Annotated in this window: 16 protein-coding genes; 15 read left to right on the forward strand and 1 reads right to left on the reverse strand. The window is 42.3% G+C overall.

Annotation, left to right across the window (positions count from 1 at the left end; translation table 11 throughout):
* The first annotated feature begins 2 nt into the window (after positions 1 to 2).
* The 7 genes from OGI71_RS08865 (at position 3) to OGI71_RS08895 (ending at position 6,948) form a co-directional block, all read left to right on the forward strand.
* Positions 3 to 785, forward strand: a complete 783-nt coding sequence (locus OGI71_RS08865; RefSeq protein WP_282255043.1) for a hypothetical protein — start codon at positions 3 to 5, stop codon at positions 783 to 785.
* 10 nt (positions 786 to 795) lie between these two features.
* A complete protein-coding gene (locus OGI71_RS08870) occupies positions 796 to 1,932 on the forward strand; it encodes a plasmid transfer protein (RefSeq protein WP_282255044.1) in 1,137 nt (378 codons plus the stop codon).
* Between the two features lie 14 nt (positions 1,933 to 1,946).
* Positions 1,947 to 2,567: a conjugative transposon protein TraK gene (traK, locus tag OGI71_RS08875; protein WP_282255045.1), complete on the forward strand. Its 621-nt coding sequence runs from the start codon at positions 1,947 to 1,949 to the stop codon at positions 2,565 to 2,567.
* Complete coding sequence (locus OGI71_RS08880) at positions 2,545 to 3,018, forward strand: hypothetical protein (RefSeq protein WP_282255046.1); 474 nt, start codon at positions 2,545 to 2,547, stop codon at positions 3,016 to 3,018. Before traK ends, OGI71_RS08880 begins: the two co-directional genes overlap by 23 nt.
* Before the next feature lie 58 nt (positions 3,019 to 3,076).
* A complete protein-coding gene (locus OGI71_RS08885; protein ID WP_282255047.1) occupies positions 3,077 to 4,267 on the forward strand; it encodes a conjugative transposon protein TraM in 1,191 nt (396 codons plus the stop codon).
* A gap of 12 nt (positions 4,268 to 4,279) precedes the next feature.
* Positions 4,280 to 5,119, forward strand: a complete 840-nt coding sequence (gene traN, locus OGI71_RS08890) for a conjugative transposon protein TraN (protein ID WP_282255048.1) — start codon at positions 4,280 to 4,282, stop codon at positions 5,117 to 5,119.
* A 71-nt stretch (positions 5,120 to 5,190) separates the two neighbouring features.
* A complete protein-coding gene (locus tag OGI71_RS08895) occupies positions 5,191 to 6,948 on the forward strand; it encodes a TraM recognition domain-containing protein (RefSeq protein ID WP_282255049.1) in 1,758 nt (585 codons plus the stop codon).
* On the opposite strand, the gene OGI71_RS08900 is transcribed toward OGI71_RS08895, so the two are convergent.
* The gene (locus OGI71_RS08900; protein ID WP_282255050.1) at positions 6,865 to 8,739 is read right to left on the reverse strand and encodes a hypothetical protein; all 1,875 of its coding nucleotides are present in this window, start codon (positions 8,737 to 8,739) and stop codon (positions 6,865 to 6,867) included. The genes OGI71_RS08895 and OGI71_RS08900 overlap by 84 nt on opposite strands.
* Before the next feature lie 254 nt (positions 8,740 to 8,993).
* On the opposite strand from OGI71_RS08900, the gene OGI71_RS08905 reads away from it, so the two are divergent.
* The 8 genes from OGI71_RS08905 (at position 8,994) to metQ (ending at position 18,847) form a co-directional block, all read left to right on the forward strand.
* The gene (locus OGI71_RS08905) at positions 8,994 to 9,824 is read left to right on the forward strand and encodes a hypothetical protein (RefSeq protein ID WP_282255051.1); all 831 of its coding nucleotides are present in this window, start codon (positions 8,994 to 8,996) and stop codon (positions 9,822 to 9,824) included.
* A gap of 93 nt (positions 9,825 to 9,917) precedes the next feature.
* Positions 9,918 to 12,293 carry a hypothetical protein gene (locus OGI71_RS08910; protein WP_282255052.1) on the forward strand — a complete coding sequence of 792 codons (2,376 nt, stop codon included), beginning with the start codon at positions 9,918 to 9,920 and terminating at the stop codon, positions 12,291 to 12,293.
* Between the two features lie 727 nt (positions 12,294 to 13,020).
* Positions 13,021 to 13,863, forward strand: a complete 843-nt coding sequence (locus OGI71_RS08915; protein ID WP_282255053.1) for a DUF3347 domain-containing protein — start codon at positions 13,021 to 13,023, stop codon at positions 13,861 to 13,863.
* 286 nt (positions 13,864 to 14,149) lie between these two features.
* Positions 14,150 to 15,082 (forward strand): TIGR01777 family oxidoreductase, encoded by a 933-nt coding sequence (locus OGI71_RS08920; protein ID WP_282255054.1) that lies wholly within the window; start codon positions 14,150 to 14,152, stop codon positions 15,080 to 15,082.
* 58 nt (positions 15,083 to 15,140) lie between these two features.
* Positions 15,141 to 16,001, forward strand: a complete 861-nt coding sequence (locus OGI71_RS08925; RefSeq protein ID WP_282255055.1) for a fumarylacetoacetate hydrolase family protein — start codon at positions 15,141 to 15,143, stop codon at positions 15,999 to 16,001.
* A gap of 166 nt (positions 16,002 to 16,167) precedes the next feature.
* Entirely contained in the window at positions 16,168 to 17,187 is a 1,020-nt protein-coding gene (locus OGI71_RS08930; protein WP_282255056.1) for a methionine ABC transporter ATP-binding protein, read from the forward strand.
* On the forward strand, positions 17,180 to 17,833 hold the full coding sequence (gene metI, locus OGI71_RS08935) for a methionine ABC transporter permease MetI (protein WP_282255060.1): 654 nt from the start codon (positions 17,180 to 17,182) through the stop codon (positions 17,831 to 17,833). Before OGI71_RS08930 ends, metI begins: the two co-directional genes overlap by 8 nt.
* A 201-nt stretch (positions 17,834 to 18,034) precedes the next feature.
* Complete coding sequence (gene metQ / locus OGI71_RS08940) at positions 18,035 to 18,847, forward strand: methionine ABC transporter substrate-binding lipoprotein MetQ (RefSeq protein WP_282255061.1); 813 nt, start codon at positions 18,035 to 18,037, stop codon at positions 18,845 to 18,847.

The raw sequence follows: 18,847 nt of genomic DNA on the forward strand, positions 1-18,847 counted from the left end.
ACATGAAAAATCTTCTAATTCTTGGTATTGGCCTGCTGATGGTGGTATACGGAAAGGCACAAAGTGTGCGCAGGCTTACCGACCAGCACATTGTCAACCAGCAGGAACGCATGGTTTTCAAACAGTGGGACAAAAAGAAATTTACACCCACAAAAGGATTTCTGGGACTCAACCCAAACTACTGGCTGACCTGGGCCTGGCATCCCAACTATCCCAAAAATGACCTCCGCCCACTCAGTAGCAGCGGTGAACAGACACAGCGTCTCCTATTGGTCGCCGCCATGAAAAATACGGAAGAAGCCTACAGTAGGCATGCCGATACGCTCCGTAATACTACACTCACCGAAATGCTGAATTATGCGGGAACGGTATCCGGAGCCGATCCCTTATGGCAGCTCTATTATAACCATGAATTTCAGTCGCTATATCAGGTAAACCACGCTTCTGCTCTGCAAGGGGCCGGTCCCCAGGTTAGCGACTATCTCATCCGGACAGGCCTGCTTCGGTGGTACCTGGATGAAAGCGCAGCGCTGACAGAGAGGCTTGATGGAGCCAGGTCAACAAATCTCGACCGGGGATCACGCATCATGGCCTATCACCGCATGCTTGATGAATACAGAAAACTCAGCTCCACCTGGCAAGCTAATAAACAGCGAGCAAAACTTTTCCTTTCCCTGGCAAAAACGAATGCGGATCAAAAACGGCCGGACAAAGCCGTCATCGCATCTCCGGGTAGAACAGATATTCAGATCGCAGATGACGTGCTGCGCAAATCAAAACTCTAAAATCAAACACATGAACCTTATTACATTATTCAATGGGGGAATTCTTGTTCAGGTACAGTCCGTGCCTGTTCCGGAAACCTTTAAAGATACATTCAATTTCCTACAGGGGAATGGCGTCTATGAAGAAGGCATGATGCACTTTTTAAAGCAGATGAAGGATACCATCTGGACACACTATGATGCTTTCATCGCCGATGCGCAGGCACTCTGCGCCATTTTTATGCTCATCTTCTTCAGCATCAAAATTTATGAGATGATGGCCGGTGATAAACAGCTCGAAATTATGCCCTTGCTCCGGCCCTTTGGTCTGGTCATGGTCATCCTCTGGTGGCCCACATTTACCCGCGTCATCGCCTTTCCAACGGAAATTGTCGCAAGCAAGACTGAGGCCATGTTTGACGGTAGCCAGACAGAGGTAAATGATCTCAGGCTCCAACGTGCAAAATTGATGGCAGATGTATCTGATCAGCTTTTAACTGTACAGGCCGAAACAGAAACTGCAAAAACGGAAGCCGATATTTTTTACAAAAAAGCATGGGACGCTGTTAAATCCACCGTAAAAGAAGGCTTCGCTGAAGTATGGAATCCAATTGTGGAAATGCGTAATCGTCTACAGGCCAACCTCCTACTATTGGTTACATCCATATTGGAAACAATGGCTATATGGCTGCTGCGCATCTGTGTATACGTTATCTTCATCGTTCAGATCATATTTTCCACCATACTCATCATACTCGGCCCATTTGCTGTAGCAGCTAGCATCCTGCCTGCCTTCAGGGATTCATTTTCGACCTGGGTGGCCCGCTTTGTATCTGTCAACTTGTACTCCGGTATCGCGTATCTGGTCATGTACATATCCTCTCTTTTTCAGCACTATGCCATGGAAGCAGAGATCAGCCGTTACCAGGCACTCCTGGGCTCCGCGGGACCCGATCTGGGGAAACTTACCTCATACACGTTGTTTGGTGTCCTTTCATTCGGGATGGTCATCGGCGCATTTGTCATTGGTGCCCTTACCATGCTTACCGTACCAAGCATCTCGACATGGATCATCTCCACCAGTGGAATATCATCCGCAGCTTCTTCTATGGGCCGCGGTGCCTCCTCAATGGCCAGAACCGCCAGAAAACTATTGACCAAACTTTAAGAAAAGAAACAGAAATGATTATCAAAAATATTGAATCCAAGGTACGACTGGCCACTTTTCTTTCCGCAGGTTGCCTTATCGCCGCAGTATTGATGGTACTAGCCGTTTCGTTCTTTGCCTACCTTCAGGTAGCTAATGCACGCAAAAGTATCTATATCATGGATGCTGCAAATATTCCTATGTCAGCAAGGCAGACAGATGTACAGATGAACCGTGAAGCTGAATACCGGTCCCATATCGGCAGGTTTCATAGCCTCTTCTTCTCCATGACACCGGACGATAGGTTTATAGAATATCAGATGAAGCAGGCCATGTACCTGATAGATGAAAGCGGAGCCCTCCAGTACAATAACCTGAAGGAAAAAGGTTTCTTTAGTTCCATCCTCTCCTCCAGTGCCGTACTCACCATACGAACCGATAGCATCTATCTAGATATGCCGAAACATTACTTCCGGTTCTATGGAACACAAAAAATTGACCGCCGCAGTTCCACCATTACCCGTTCACTCATTACCGAAGGCTACCTTAGTGATCTGGAAATCCGTTCGGAAAATAATCCCCATGCTGTTTTGATAACAAGATGGAAAACCCTTGAAAACAAAGACCTGCAAAATGTCCAAAAAAATACCTTCTGAGCGTAGTGTTTCAACTGATGATAACACTCCCGTAATAAAGTGCCTGAATACAATGGACAATATGTTCTGTCGCCTTTCCAGACGTTATCCGGCCCATTTTCTCTGTTGCATGCTGGCCTGCATGATCGTTTCAGGTATCCTTGCTTTTTCCGTCATGCGTTCCGGTTCTCCACGTACTTTGCCCACATATCCAAAACTGCCCCCAGTAGGTTCAACAGATGGAATCAGTGAGACAATGGAGACTTATGGCACACTACAGGACGTCCTGGCAATTCAGGATACCATCACAGCCATAATAAATAAAAAGAACCTGGACCAAACGGACAGCGTTCGCCTTACGGGGGCATTAAAACGATTCGAGCAGCTACAGCACTCAATCTATAAGCCGGAAATAAGAAATAAGAACAACCAGCCTAAACCTTGCTATAAATGCAGTCTACCGAATAAGTAATCAAGATATTATGCCCCTTGTAACGCAATAACAAACCCAAATTAATCAATACTAAGAGATGAAAATAGATTTCAGAAAACCGCGGTATGTCATACCGCTCATCCTACTGCCTTTTTTATGCGTTTTTTTTTATGCTTACAAAAGCAGCTTTGGAAAAGAGCTACCTGTGCAGGCAGGGAAGGATTCGCTGCAGACCAATCTGGTTGGGGTCTCTGATCAGATACGGAAAAGTACACTTTCAGATAAACTGGAATCTTACCGTAATCAATATAAACAATCTGATGGCTACACCGCTATTGGCCATATCCAGGAAGAACAGCCTACCGAAGAAAAGTTGGGAACGCTCTATAATGATAGGGAAAAAAGAATGCTGGACTCCATTGAGCATGAAATCAAGAACAGATATAGCACTGGCCCAAAGCGAAGTTTTCCGGATGTAGCACCAAGACCCCACCCCTATGACCCAAATGAACAGGACAGAGCTTTAGCAGAAGCAATAGCGTCAGTGAAACAGCCTTACCATCGGGTTGTTACTGACCCGCAAAAAAGAGATCCTGATCCCATGGAACTGTTCCGAAAACAGATGGAACTGGTCGACAGTATGGGAAAGGCCAATGATCCTGATTATAAACAGCAGCAACAATTAAAAAAATCACGTGAGCCTGAAAAAGAAGACCAGCCGCGGCATATTCTCTCCGTCAACAAGGCTCCCTCATCCCTTGCGGTTTTCAATACGATAAAACCCCGGGTGGAGGAAACTTTTATAACCGCGATTGTCGACCAGGACATTAAAGGTTATGCGGGATCACGGCTCAGGATAAGATTACTCGAGGACATGATGGCCGGCAGATTCCTGATAAAAAGGGGAACCTATATCTATGCACTCATCTCCGGATTTTCAGGACAGCGGGTTAACCTGTCCATAACATCCATCATGAACGGGCAGCACATCCTACCTGTTAAACTGGACGTTTACGATCAGGATGGCCTTCCGGGACTATACGTTCCGGCATCCGCATTCCGTGAGTTTACAAAAGAACTCGGCGGAAATGCCAGTCAGGGAATTACCCTGCAACAAATGGCAGAAAATAACAGCCAGCTAATGATGAGCATGGTGCAGAAAATGTTCCAGTCCACCAGTACCGCCCTTAACAAGATGATCCGCCAGAACAAAGCAAAGATCAAGTACAACACACTGGTCTACCTGATCGATCCACAGCAACTGAAAAATAACCCAAAAAACTATTAATCAAAATTTTACATGAAAACAATGATCTTACTATTATCCGTCCTATTTGCCGGGCTTCAACTACAGGCGCAACAGGATGCCGGCATTTACCGTGGCCAGCTTCCGGACATTGCCATGGACAGCAATAGCTCACTCCATATTATATCTCCTGAGCCTATCCGCTATGTGGATGTCTCCTCCCATTCCGTTGTAGGTGACCTTCCTGAAGAAAATGTCCTACGGTTAAAATGGGTCTCTGATTCCACTGACTGTAATACCGGAGGGAATGCCGATCTCGGGATCATTACAGTGATCGGTGAAAGCTATATAGCACAGTACCACCTTCACCGTGCAGAAGGAATATTGGACAGCAAGTTCCCGGCAAGCTTCAACATCTTACCGGAACATACCCGTCCATTGGAGCTTCCAATTGAAATTACCACTCCCCAGCTGCGCAGCCATGCCCTAAGTATGCTAGCTATAAGAAGCGCTTATCCTGTCCGCAAAACTGAAAATTATGGGATCCGTGCTAAACTGAATAATGTATATACGGTAGGCGACCTGGTGCTGCTGGATATCACATATCATAACGGGAGCAATCTTTCTTTTGACATCGATGAAATGCGTTTCAAAATTGAGGACAGAAAAGTGACCAAGGCAACAAATATACAGTCTATTGAGATAAAGCCAGTCTGGCAACTATATCCGCCTGACGCTTTCAAACGGACCTACCGAAATATATACGCGCTCAAAAAAATCACCTTTCCGGCAAGCAAAATACTAAGTGTGGAGCTTTCCGAAAAGCAGATTTCCGGCCGCACAATCACATTAAAGATCAAGTATAAAGATATTCTCAAAGCCGACCGTTTCTGACTATTCCAGTTACAATAACCCAACCTTTAAAAAGGTAATATCCTAGCTTGTTTTTCCAATTTTATAACTCTATGGAAGAATCCAAAGAACAGCAGGCGACACATCGTTTTCTGCAATTCGGCATCTATCTTTCTGTTGGAATAGATATACTCATGTTCATTTATGCCGAAAAGATCATAGGCGATCCGCTCAGCGAACGTTATGGTTTTTCACTTTTTCTTGAACGCATGGCCAGTATCCCCATTTACCACGATCCGGTCAATAGCAAACTTTTTACCCTGATATTGATCTGCCTGGTATCCATTGGTACCCTGAGCAGAAAAGAAAAAGATCTCAACACCAGGAACACGATTCTCTATCCCCTGATTGTCGGGCTATTGTTTTTTCCGTTAAGTATCTGGTGCTATGGAAAACAGGGCTACCTGCCTCTGCCCTATACGAGCTGGTATGATCTGGGGTATATTCTGTCCAGCGTCCTGGGCCCCCTACTGTTGCATATAGCACTGGACAACATTTCCAAGATCATTAGCTCCCGATTAGGCAAAGATAAATGGAATGTAGAGGAAGAATCTTTCATGCAGCCTACAAAACCAAAAATAACTCCTTATGCAGTCAACATCCCGATGCTCTTTTATTTCAGGAAAAAAGTACGCAAAGGGTTTATCGTCATCGAGAATCTATTTCGTGGCTGCTTGATCATCGGAACTCCGGGATCGGGAAAAAGTTTCTCGATTTTCATGCCGATCATCCGGCAGCTGGTAACCCTGGAGTGGACGCTCTGTGTCTTCGATTTTAAATTTCCAGATCTTGGGCAGGTAACCTATTACCATTACCTGCTCGGCAAACAGCAAGGCAAGCTGAAAGATTTTGAGTTCCATGTCATCAATCTGACGGAACCTGAAAAGAGCAGGCGCATCAATCCATGGCGAAGTGACTATCTTCAAACACTCGCCGAAGCAGGAGAAACTGCCGAAGCGCTGGTAGAAGCAATGAAAAAGGGGGATAAAGCTTCGGGAAGTGACCAGTTCTTCACCCAATCTGCTGTGAACTTTCTAGCTGCCTGCATCTATTTTTTTAGCAAGTTTGAGGGCGGTAGATATTCGAGCTTTCCCCATGTTCTTGCTTTCCTGAACCGATCTTACGAAGAGATATTCACGGTATTATTCAGTAACAAAGAGCTTGAATCGCTTCTTTCCCCTTTTATGACAGCATTCAAATCGCGCGCATTTGATCAGCTCGAAGGACAGATCGGCACCTTAAAGATCTTTATCAGCCGCCTAGCAACTAAGGAAACTTTTTGGGTATTCTCAGGCGATGATTTCGACCTCAAAATTAGCGATCCTGGAGCCCCCTCCATACTAATATTGGCAAGTAACCCCAATACCCAGAGTACAAATTCCGCCTCTTATTCCGTGGTTATCAACCGCATCACCAAACTGATCAACACCCGGGGAAATATTCCTGTTGGCCTCATCGTCGATGAGGCGCCAACTTTATACCTATATAAAGTCCAGGACATCATTTCACAGGCCAGAAGTAACCGGGTTTCGGCCATTTTGGGGGTTCAGGGACTGACGATGTTTCGCCAGCAGTATGGTAAAGAGACCGCCGATACGATCACTTCTATTGTCGGGAACATCCTCAGCGGTTCGATCCGTGACAAGGACGGGTTGGAATGGATGGAGCGTCTTTTTGGAAAAGTAAAACAGATGGGCGAAAGCCTCTCCATTGACCGCACAAAAACATCACTTTCCATCAATGAAAAACTTGAACCCCTTATTTCCCCATATCCAAATATCTGTGGACAGCTCCATACGATGCCCAAATAGACCGAGCGCCAGATTCCCGCTCGCAAAAGTGATGTGTCGAATATCCAAATCCAGCCCCAGAAACATCCCGATGGAAGCAGTTGATCCCATAAAAACACCAAACCAGAGATTGGAAACAATACCAGCCCATTTCTTTTCATAAAAAGAGGCAATCTTGTCCGTCTTCGTTTTCCCACATATCTTTTTCAGCAAGGGATGCTCCTGAATTCTGTAGTAAACGGAATTATGTTTATCTCGATTTGAAATACTTCCAGCGATAATCCCCGACAGAAATAAAAACACACCTGCAATGGAAGCGTGCAAGATAACGGGGGTCTTCGTCGGGTTTAAATCATCGACCAGATGTAGCCATTTCGTACTTGCTATATTTACACCCGACAGCTGCTCTATTCCCCAAACTAACAAAAGACTAATGGGGAATGCCATAATTACATTACCAACGAAAGCGATAAACTGCGAACGAAATAAACGTGCGAAAAATTGCGCAAAGACCCAATAACGGTGTCTGTCGGCACCTTGGTCCGAAGCTCCCTGTTCAATCGCGCTCACAAGGGATGATGCTGTCATCGCCGGCTGCTTTGTTGCCAAGGTAGCGCCAAAAAGATAAATGACCGTAAAACCGATTGCATAATTCAAGCTATACAAAAATGCATGTCCGAATTCGCTTGTATCCACTTTTCCCAACAATAGTTTTACAATACACATCGCCCCCACAATTACACCACCGCCGCAAGCAGATCGAAACATCTTCCAATACTCCTGATGGGTTGCCGTAATATAGTGCTCACCGGTCTGGGCTGTATGGTGAGTAATTTCGTAAGCCAGCAATTGTGTGCTCTGCCCTATTAATTTTCGGATATTGCTTTTTCTCGAATTATATCCAATCAGCGTCTTCGCCAATTGAATACTTTTCTCTACTTTTTGGGATTCTGTATCAATCACCAAAAAAGAAAGCATCTCCTTGATGCGCTCCAGTTGTTGCCGAATCCGCAATAAGGACTGGTTCACTTTAATGGAAATACCGAAACGATGTGAATTACTAAAAGCCGTTTCTATATAAGTTTCGCATTGCTTGTGAAGTACCAATAGTTGTTTGTATGAAAGATCCTCAGTCGTAATATATTTTGTCTCCGATTGTAAAATACGATCATTTAACTCGGTAAACTCCCGCATGATTGCGATAAATGGACTATCAAAATTCTGAAACTCAGGCACCATTTTATTGACATCAGTTTCCATGGCACGACCTGTGATACGTTGCACCAACAGTTCTATCCCATATAAGATTTCGATCATTTCAAAACCCGTTTCATTATCATATATCGAATCGAATTCACATAATCGAAAAAGCTTATGCAGTTGTTCGGCGGGAATCGTTGACACCCAATCTGCGTCTTTAACTGTGTAAAACACTTGGTTCAGTAAATACTGTAACGTTGACTTTGCCGGTTGATAAGGCAGATAGCGCTCCGTTATTCGCTTCCTGAGTTCATAAATAAAGTCGGCATAACTGATAATGCCCGTATCGGATACCAATTGATCAAAATCTCTTCGCCAGAGAACACGTTTGAGATATTGGACAAATTGACGCCTTGTATCGGGTAACTCTTTCAGAAAATCAAGAAAAAACTGGATATCGACCTGGTAAAATAATTGCACTCTTTTTGGACGAATAATAGCTACAATTAAAACCAAAAGCTCAATTTCTGCAAACGCTGGATTATCCAAATGATTATTATAGCGATCAAACAGCTCAACTATTTGCTGTTTGTGATCCATTTTTTTCTTCATAACCTCTTATTATCCGCTTTTCGATGGCTACTTAAACAGCCCGTATAAACTTTAATGTCTTAAGATACCATATTTAGGACTAAATTGTTTTAAATTATGAAATCTATTCCCTCTTATTTTCTATAAAGCAAAGAGTCTAAGGAACACATATCCCACTACCATTATCACCGAAATCTCAAGCAGGAAAATACCTGAAACCAGTGATAAGCCTCCGTAAAAATTCTTCTATTTTTGCAATAGCGAACAGGATAAAAATGAAGACAACAAATTTTGCGATAGTATGCTTAGGTCTATTCCCCATGCTTCTAAAAGCACAGGACGGCATCACATTTGACGATGATTTTAACTTATGGAACATCGAAAAAGGACAAACAGCCGCCGTTTTTGTTGAAAAAGCCTATATACGCTCTGGGCCAGGCCTCAACATGAAAGTGGTGGACTCACTGACACTTGGCAAAAATGTCACCATTGCGAGCGCTCCGTTTAAGGGTAATACCATCAAAAATTTTTATGCTCCTTGGTATCAGATCAGCTACGATAGCGATGGTCAGCTTAAACAGGGGTTTATCTGGCTCGGGTTATTGGCACTCGGTAAACAGACCGACAAGGACGGCCTTCAGTATTTATTCGGCTTTGAACGTTTCATCAAACAACAAAATGAGGAACAACAGGATCACTATTTAACCACAGTAAAATTGTTGGATGCACAAGATTCATTAATCACTAGTCAATCTTACCCATTTGTATTCTCTGGGCAGCTGAGCTCGCAAAGTAAACTGCTGCCAGCTATGGGACTAAATAATGTAAAGCAAATCTTACGCATGGAATTTTTATCAGGTGCCTGCGGAGTCCCCACGGAGTATAATTACATTGCCTGGACTGGCCAGAAATTGATCAATCTCCCCAGTAGGTACTCTGTTAGTGATGCCGGTGTCTTTTATTACGACGAAAAAATCCTATTCCCCTCAGAGCACAAAAGAAACAACCAGTTGATCTATAAATACATCGAAGAAGGAGAAGCGAAAGATGATGATACCCTAGACCCCGACTATCATATTTCGAAAAGAGAAGAACATTTTCAATGAGATGGTGATAAGTTCGTAAAACTTACGCTACCGAAATAACTTTTCAATAAAATTCAACATATTAGTAAAAATAATAAAAGAAAGAAGCAAAGAATGGAAGAGAAAAATATTTACGATTTGTTCTATAGAGGTGAACTTGATCTGTTTATTATAGAGGGCGAAAATCAATTAAAGCAGAACGACCAGGATGTGCCACTATGGACACATCTTGCTGTTGCCTATCACGATCAAGTATTTTATGATGGACACGAAGCTATTTTTGATATCATACAGGAGAAGATGATCCCCTATCTCCAAAAAGCACTACTAGTAGAGCCAGAAAATGAAACAACGCTCTATCACATGCTCAATTACGTCTTAGGCAACCAGGCTAGCTTAGAGCAGATCAATCGTCCGAGAAAACACATCAACGAGAACAACAAAGACCAGTTTATCGGTTATGCAAAAAAATTGATCGCAATACCTAAAATGGCGCCCTATGGCTACGGTTTCCTTGCAGATATTTATGAGAGTCTACAGGATGATACAGCCCTATTAGCGTTATTGGATGAGGGGATCGGTTATTTCAATGAAACTTTTAAAGACAATCGCGAAGCTGCTGATCAAAATTTCTCCATATTCTGGATGAAAAAAATATATCTTTTGGACCGTACCAAACAGATTTCGGGTACAGCGCTAACCGCTTTAATAGGAGAGCAATTTGATCGCTTTGTCAGCGGCAGTGAAATGCAATATGTGGACCTTGCAGAGATCGCTTATGAAAACAAAGAGATAGATCTGGCCTTAAAAGTATTATTAAAACTTATTAAAGGCGAAAATTCAGCTGCCCATATCCATGCGGAACTGGTTAAATGGCATGGTCGCTTTGAAGAGCTTATCGCTGACGGTTATGAAAACCCTGAGGTGTTCTATTACCAGCTTATCATTGAACGCAATTATTCCGAAGATATTGGGATACCGCTAGACTATTATTATCTACACGCACTAAAACTGATTGACGAATATCCAGACTTATACGCAGGCTATCATTTTGCAGCCGCATACCTTTATGACGATGGACAACATCAAGCTGCATTACCTTACCTCCAACAATTGGGCGAAAGACAGTGGAATGCAACATCTTGGCGCCGTCTTGTCGAATGCACCTACTTAACAACAGGCGAAGTAATTGCGCAAGTTCCGTCGTTCGATGACTTACCACGCGATCTCTATAATGAAGCAATTAACCTATCTGACTTTGTAGATGCATTGGATACCCTGTCAGCTGAAGACACACTGGCCCTGAGACAGCTTTACCTTGCCGTTTATCGCCAGGCTTATGATGCCTTTGCGGCTTATTTCGAACAAGGAAAATATGAAAGTGATTATTTCGGTGGAAGCCACAATCGTGCAATGAATTGCAATAACCTGGCGATTGCATTAAAGAATGTAGATCTCCTCGAAGATAGCTATCAAATCGCAACTGAAGGGCTAAACTACTCAGATTTTGAAGAACTACATCAGACGCGAACAGATGCATTGTCGAAATTGGAGGATTATGAACGTTTAAAAGACGCCCTCATACTATATTTCGACACATATCAAGTCACTTTGAGCGACCTCGATGAAATGCGCGATGAGGAAATGGAAGAACAATTCGCTGAAGATGACTCAGATTTAGTGTTCCCAAGTTGCTATCAAATGTTTGTGTATCAGCTTGAAGTAAATTATCATCTGGGACTTTCTCCCGATATACAGGCAGAAGCACAATATCTTCTGGAGCATATATATCAGTTCTACATCAATCACCCTACGCTAAACGACTATCATTATAGGGATTTTGAGGCTGCTAAAAATGGCGTGGAAGGTATTATTTATGATATTCTTGAGCCTAACGATCGTGATTACCGTATCCACTATTATGAAGATATGGCACAGCAATACCCGCATGAAGCACAACCGCAGTATATCCTCATGCAGTTATACAATGAAATATCCGACTATAGCGCCATTGTTGCTGCAGCACAAACTTACCTCAAAAATAAAAAGGAATTTATCATCGATGACTTTGATAAAGCAAAGACTTTATATCTGATTATCAAAGGTCATTATTTCCTCTCCGAATTTAGATCGGGGGCAGAAGTATTTCAACGTCATGATGCTTGGGTTGCCACAGTCATGGATCCCGAAGATTATGTACTTTGGGTAAAATTCGGAATCATGTTGCTTGCTGAGCAGGAAAATCTAGCGGAAGTCAACCGCAATGTAATGGTCTTTAACGGCATCTATGCACAAAGTGAATGGGGCTATGATGACGACTGTGAATCTGTAAAGTTGGCGGAAGCACTTGTTAATTACAAAACGGGAAACCTAAAAAAAGCCCATAGTTTACTCAATGAAGTACTGGCTTATTTAGACCATAGCGCACTGGCAGACGAATATAAAAGAACCTGGAAGAAACCAGGTTTCTTATCAAACTTTAAGTTCTAGCGAGCTCCTCGCCCAACTTAAATAATAAAATAAGCGTAGTAAACAGTTTGATCTGTTTATTACGCTTCTATGGAATATAGCTTCCCATCAATACCCAAGGTTCTTCTCCAATAATACGCGTTTTCCATACTATTGCCACGAGCGCTGCAAAGTCCGTACCTGGAATAAAAAACAGTCATCTCGATGGTGGGTTTAATACTTATTCAAAAAAAGCTATATTTGAACTGTGCTGGCACTAAAATATCTAATCGGACTAATTCTTTTTCTTGGCTTATGGGCCAAGCCGACTACGGTATTTCCCTGCCATCAAAGTAAGGCAAAAACCTGTCCTATAGGCAATCCGGATCATGCAAGCAAAAAATATGATTGCTGCCAAAAATTACACACGAAGAAGAAACCACTATGTCAGCACCGCAAGCAATGTCGGGATTGTAGTTGTCATTGCGCCTCGGCAACAAGTATATTGGCAGTCCCTAACTTTCCGGTTCAACTGCCAAAAATTTCCTTCTCAATCTTTAAAAAATTATATAGTGGCTTATTGTCCGCCTATCTTTCAGATGGTTATTTTTATCCTTGGGTTCCCCCTAAAATAGCCTAGATACCACAGAGAAAGCTTTTTTGAAAAAGTAAATCTCCTTATTAATTTAAAGAACCTGCCCTATCCCGATCAACGAAAGCAGATCGCATTCCGCAGGGATTCATACACGTATTAGAACATTTAGAACACATGAGACTTCTCAATAATATCATAACAGCCTGCCTTTTAGCTAGCAGCATATACAGCTATGCACAGGATAATACCATGACAACCCAAACAGTCAAAATTAGCGGCAATTGTGGGATGTGTAAAAAAACAATAGAAAAAGCCGGAAACTCCGCGGACTCCAAAGTAGATTGGAACGAGGATAACCAGACAGCAAATATCTCCTTTAATGCCGAAAAAACCTCCCTGGATGCTGTTTTGAAAAAGGTCGCGTTGGCCGGTTATGACAATGAAAAATACTTGGCTCCAGCAACGACTTATGCCGACTTGCATGGCTGTTGTCAATATGACAGAACCTTAAGTGCCCCACCAGCCAACCCCGAAAATACTCCTGAAAGCAAAGAAGAAAGCACAGGATCGTCATCTGTCGCTGAGTCAGGTAACTTCCAACCGATTTATGATCAGTATTTCCAATTGAAAGATGCGCTTGTTGCCTCAGACCACAAGACTGTCGCGACAGGTGCTGCAAAACTTTCAAGCCTGTTGACGACGTTAAAATCGACTGACTTAACTGCTGCCGAGCAACAGGTTTGGAAAGTACAGGTAAATGCGATAACACAGCACACCAAGACGCTGCATGAGGCAAAAGATCTTGCAAAACAACGTATGGCATTTGTGTCGCTCTCCGAAGAAGTCTATAAACTGGCCAAAAGTTCCAAACCTGCACTTCCGGTCTACCAACAAAAATGCCCTATGTTTAACGGAGGCAAGGGTGCCACATGGTTAAGTCTCAATAAAGACGTCAAAAATCCATACTATGGCGCCCAGATGCTAACTTGCGGAAGTACAATCCAAACGATACAATAATAGAGACCAACATCTCAAAGAGATCTGTTTCCATGCCAAAAGGTTCGTCCACAACGCAGACGAACCTTTTTTATGCCCCCTAAATTGGCTACTCCATCTCGACAGGGAAATATAAATTACCCAGCGAAATCATTAAAAATTGATTATTTCGAAGGATAAACCTTAAATTATAGCTTTTTTTATTGATTCAAAATAGTATATTAGAAGGAGCATCAAGCTAACCATACAAAAGATAATTAGGGAGAATAACAAAGATATCGTGATCAAATAAGATGAGATTTAATCCATGGAAAAAGTAATCATTACAGGAGGAACAGGTGCTATTGGCCTTCATTTGACTAAATTACTGGTCGCCAACTTCTATGAAGTAATCATCTTCACAAGGGATCCAAAGGCTTATCCAGTACAACCTAATGTTCGATATATCCATTGGAACCCCAAAAAGCAGGTCATCGATACGAAATCGATCCAAGAAGCGGATTATATTATCAATTTAGCGGGTGCCAACCTCAATGGATCGCGATGGAGCAAGGCTTATCAGCAAGAAATTATATCAAGCCGGGTGGAAAGTGGACAACTACTTTATCAAACCTTAAAACAGATTCCAAACCAAGTAAAAGCTGTCATATCAGCATCCGCAACTGGCTGGTATGGTGCTGACGATAGTTATCAGAAAAAACCCTTCGAAGAGGGAGATCCCCAAGGGGGTGATTTTTTATCCTGGGTCTGCAATCTTTGGGAAGACAGTGTAAAACCAATTGAAACCTTAGGAAAAAGGCTCATTATCTTCCGATTCGGTGTTGTGATCAGTAAAGAACAAGGCTTATTGAAAGAAGTCAATCGACTGCTACGTTTTCGGTTCAACCCTATTCTGGGCTCAGGCAAACAGATGTTGAGCTGGATCCACATGGAAGACCTCGCCCGAATGCTGCTATTTGCTATACAAAACGATGCCCTCGCTGGTGTATACAATGCCTGTTCCTCCGATCCAATGCCTCTTGGTCACTTTACTAAGCGTATTGCAAGGCGGCGGTACGGAATATTCTACATGCCTTTTCCTGTCCCCGCTTTCTTGATTAAGCTGTTTCTTGGAAAAAAAGGACAGGAAATGGTACTTAATGGCACATGGGTCAGTAATAAAAAGATACTTCAGGAAAAATTCCCCTTTAAGTACCCAACTTTGGACAATAATTGTATAGATAATTTACACATCGGTTAATTGTTAATTCGCGTTAATTTCAGCCCTTTTCGGGACAAAATCCGTATATTTGCGGCTTATGAAGATTTTTAGATATGGCGCAAAGGGCTCCGAAAAGGCGGGAGTCATTTTAAATGAAAAGAAATATGATGTTTCAGAAGGAAATTTTCAATATAACCGTGATTTCTTTGCAAATACGGCAAATTTGGAGAAACTTCAAGCATATGTAGAACAGAATCGCGAAAACCTAAAAGAGATCGCTGCGGATGAACGTATTGGCACTCCTTTGGAAGCTCCCTCCAAAATTCTTTGTGTTGGACTCAACTTCGACGATCACGTTAAGGAAACCAAATTGCAGCAAGCAGCAGAACCTATTGTTTTCATGAAATCTGTTTCGGCATTTAATGGTCCTTTCGATGGTATTACACTACCTAAAAACTCTGTGAAATCCGATTGGGAAACCGAGCTTGCTATCGTTATAGGTAAGAAAGCTTCCTATGTTAGTGAAGAAGAGGCCCTGGATTATGTTTTTGGCTACGTGCTACATAACGACGTGACTGAACGGGAGTTTCAGATCGAAAGAGGTGGTACCTGGGACAAAGGTAAAGGTTGCGATACATTCGCTCCCATTGGTCCATTCATTGCTACAAAAGATGAAATTCAAGATGTCGATAATATGAGAATTTGGCTTAAATTAAATGGCGATCTTATGCAAGATGGCAACACAAGCGACTTTATCTATCGTGTTCCAAAGCTTATATCGTACTTAAGCCAGTTCATGTCCCTACTTCCGGGTGATATCATCTCAACAGGCTCACCAGCCGGTTCAGGTATGGGAAAATCCCCGCAACGCTTTCTTCGCGATGGCGATATTATTGAATACGGCATCGAAGGTCTTGGATCTGGGAAACAAGTAATATCTACTCACTCCCTATCTTAACTTCCTGCCGATATAGACCGATCTTTCCTGTCTTTATTTTTTATCTGGAAAGATCGGCTCAACGGCTATTTTTTCGTCATTTCATTGTAATTTATCAACCGCATTTGTGTACATTTATATCGACATCCACTTTGTTAACATAAATGCATAAATCCCTATAGGGTCAATGATTCAACTAAACAACATATCTAAATCATTCGAGGTTAAATCCAAACGAATAGATGCATTGAAGAGTCTCTCCCTATCCATTGCCAAGGGAGAAATATTTGGCGTCATAGGAGCTTCAGGTGCCGGCAAAAGCACACTGATTCGTTGTGTAAATCTGTTAGAAAGACCGGACACAGGTCAAGTCATTATTGAGAATGAGGATCTGATGTCGATGTCTTCCAAAGATTTAATGATGAAACGAAGAAATATCGGAATGATCTTCCAACATTTCAATCTATTGTCATCCCTAACAGTCTCTGAGAACATATCTTTTCCATTGCAACTGGAAGGTAAATCAAAGGCATTTATCCGGCAAAAAGTTTCGGAATTGCTAAGCCTCGTTGGACTGGAAGATAAAGCGGAGATTTATCCGGCAAATCTATCTGGAGGACAGAAACAACGGGTAGCTATAGCTCGCGCACTGGCAAATGACCCCCATATCCTACTCTGTGATGAGGCCACCAGTGCCCTGGATCCAGCAACGACAAAATCTATCCTCACCTTATTAAAAAAAATCAATAAGCAACTGGGACTTACAATCTTATTGATTACCCATGAAATGGATGTGATCAAAAGGATATGTGATCAAGTAGCAGTACTGGATCAGGGAACTTTAATTGAGAGTGGTTCTGTTGAAACCATTTTCGCAAACCCACAGCAGGAAACCACCAAAAACTTTATTCAATCTTCTTTACAGGTCGATATCCCCTTAGGTTTTCAGGAACGGTTAAAAGACAGTGGCAATCCACTTGTCGAGATTTACATGACCTCCAGTGAAGATTCCATTCCATTTATACAACAGTTGGAACGCCAATATCAGGTCAAAACAAATATTATTACCGCACAAATCGACTACATTGGCGAAATGAAGTTTGGTGTTATATTAGCCGAATTGTCAGGTGATATCGACAAAATAAAAGCGAGTCTCTCCTATTTAAAAGAACAGCATCCGCAAACTAAAATATTAGGTTATGTCTGATCAAGTACTAGAATTACTATTATCAGGAACACTCGAGACATTGATGATGACTTTCCTGTCAGGTTTCTTTGGTTTTGTAATCGGACTTCCACTTGGAATCTACCTATTCTTGACCAGAAAACATCAGCTGCTGGAAAACAAAACCATGCACCAGATTGTTTCCTTGCTAGTGAACGTGTTCAGATCTATTCCATTCATTATTCTCATTGTATGGATGATTCCATTTACACGTCAGCTTGTAGGAACATCCATAGGTATGTCAGCAGCATTGGTCCCTTTAAGCATTGGCGCAGCTCCTTTTATTGCGCGATTGGTAGAAAACAGCTTATTGGAGATCCCTCATGGATTAATTGAAGCTGCCAGAGCCATGGGCGCGAGTACACAGCAGGTGGTCTTTAAAGTGTTGCTTCCGGAGGCATTACCCTCACTGGTGAACAATGCGACAATAACGTTAATTACACTTGTAGGCTATTCGGCTATGGGTGGCGCTGTTGGGGCCGGCGGACTGGGACAGATTGGCTACCAATACGGCTATGTTGGTTATGACACCTTCATCATGAATGCTGTCCTTATTTTATTAATTTTAATTGTATTCCTTTTGCAATATACAGGCGATTATATCTCTAAAAAAGTAAACCATCGTTAACATTAATTGTATCATATGAAACCATCATGATTTATTCGATCATACAGTGGAGTGAATAACAGAGCAAAGCGAGTTCATGAATGCCGCTTAAAACATACACTCGATGGATAAATCTGATAGCTTCATCACAACTGAAACCGCCGAAGGCAGCATGAATGCCTTAAAGGGAAAATGAAATAATGAATAAACAAATTTATACAGATGAAAAAAATGAACTATGCATTTGCAATTCTAGCTTTTAGTCTGACGACTATTGTAGCTTGTAACAACAGGGAAAAGAAAGAAAACACCCTTAAAGTTGGTGTGGTGACGGGTCCTGAAAAGGAACTTGCGGAGACGGCTAAGAAAGTTGCAAAAGAAAAGTTCAATCTGGATGTGGAACTCGTTTCCTTCAATGATTACGTCGTTCCTAATGAAGCTCTGAACCAAGGTGATATCGATGTCAATGTATTCCAGCACCAACCCTATCTTCAGGAACAATCCAAACAACGTGGTTTCACCAAACTGACCATTGTGGGAAATACATTTGTATTTCCGATTGTCGCCTATTCTAAAAAGATCAAAACCATCACCGAACTTCAGCCCGGTGCGACTATCGCTATCCCAAATGACCCAACAAATGGTGGACGTTCGCTATTACTTCTTCAGCGTGAGGGAATCATCGGTTTAAAAGAAAATGTTGGCATACAACCAAAAGTAACAGACATTGTGAGCAACCCGAAACAGGTTAAAATAATCGAAATGGAAGCCCCTCAGCTACCTCGCGTACTTGACGATCCTCAGGTTGTTGTTGCGATCATCAATAACAGCTTTGCTTCACAGGCTGGATTGGATCCTGAAAAACAAGGTTTATTTACCGAGGATAAAGAATCTCCTTATGTTAATTTAATTGTTGCACGGGCAGATAATAAAAATGATGAAAAAGTACAGCAGTTTATACAATCCTATCAATCACCTGAGGTAGAAGCAACAGCAAAGAAAGTATTTAAAAACGGAGCCATAAAAGGCTGGTAA

This window comes from Sphingobacterium sp. ML3W (assembly GCF_029542085.1).
GTDB lineage: Bacteria > Bacteroidota > Bacteroidia > Sphingobacteriales > Sphingobacteriaceae > Sphingobacterium.

Coding starts and splice junctions, on each gene's coding strand:
- OGI71_RS08880 (WP_282255046.1), top strand. CDS start 2,545: ATGTCCAAAAAAATACCTTCTGAGCGTAGTGTTTCAACTGATGATAAC.
- OGI71_RS08930 (WP_282255056.1), top strand. CDS start 16,168: ATGATTCAACTAAACAACATATCTAAATCATTCGAGGTTAAATCCAAA.
- OGI71_RS08865 (WP_282255043.1), top strand. CDS start 3: ATGAAAAATCTTCTAATTCTTGGTATTGGCCTGCTGATGGTGGTATAC.
- metQ (WP_282255061.1), top strand. CDS start 18,035: ATGAAAAAAATGAACTATGCATTTGCAATTCTAGCTTTTAGTCTGACG.
- OGI71_RS08915 (WP_282255053.1), top strand. CDS start 13,021: ATGAGACTTCTCAATAATATCATAACAGCCTGCCTTTTAGCTAGCAGC.
- OGI71_RS08885 (WP_282255047.1), top strand. CDS start 3,077: ATGAAAATAGATTTCAGAAAACCGCGGTATGTCATACCGCTCATCCTA.
- OGI71_RS08900 (WP_282255050.1), bottom strand. CDS start 8,739: ATGAAGAAAAAAATGGATCACAAACAGCAAATAGTTGAGCTGTTTGAT.
- OGI71_RS08925 (WP_282255055.1), top strand. CDS start 15,141: ATGAAGATTTTTAGATATGGCGCAAAGGGCTCCGAAAAGGCGGGAGTC.
- OGI71_RS08870 (WP_282255044.1), top strand. CDS start 796: ATGAACCTTATTACATTATTCAATGGGGGAATTCTTGTTCAGGTACAG.
- traN (WP_282255048.1), top strand. CDS start 4,280: ATGAAAACAATGATCTTACTATTATCCGTCCTATTTGCCGGGCTTCAA.
- metI (WP_282255060.1), top strand. CDS start 17,180: ATGTCTGATCAAGTACTAGAATTACTATTATCAGGAACACTCGAGACA.
- OGI71_RS08895 (WP_282255049.1), top strand. CDS start 5,191: ATGGAAGAATCCAAAGAACAGCAGGCGACACATCGTTTTCTGCAATTC.
- OGI71_RS08920 (WP_282255054.1), top strand. CDS start 14,150: ATGGAAAAAGTAATCATTACAGGAGGAACAGGTGCTATTGGCCTTCAT.
- OGI71_RS08905 (WP_282255051.1), top strand. CDS start 8,994: ATGAAGACAACAAATTTTGCGATAGTATGCTTAGGTCTATTCCCCATG.
- traK (WP_282255045.1), top strand. CDS start 1,947: ATGATTATCAAAAATATTGAATCCAAGGTACGACTGGCCACTTTTCTT.
- OGI71_RS08910 (WP_282255052.1), top strand. CDS start 9,918: ATGGAAGAGAAAAATATTTACGATTTGTTCTATAGAGGTGAACTTGAT.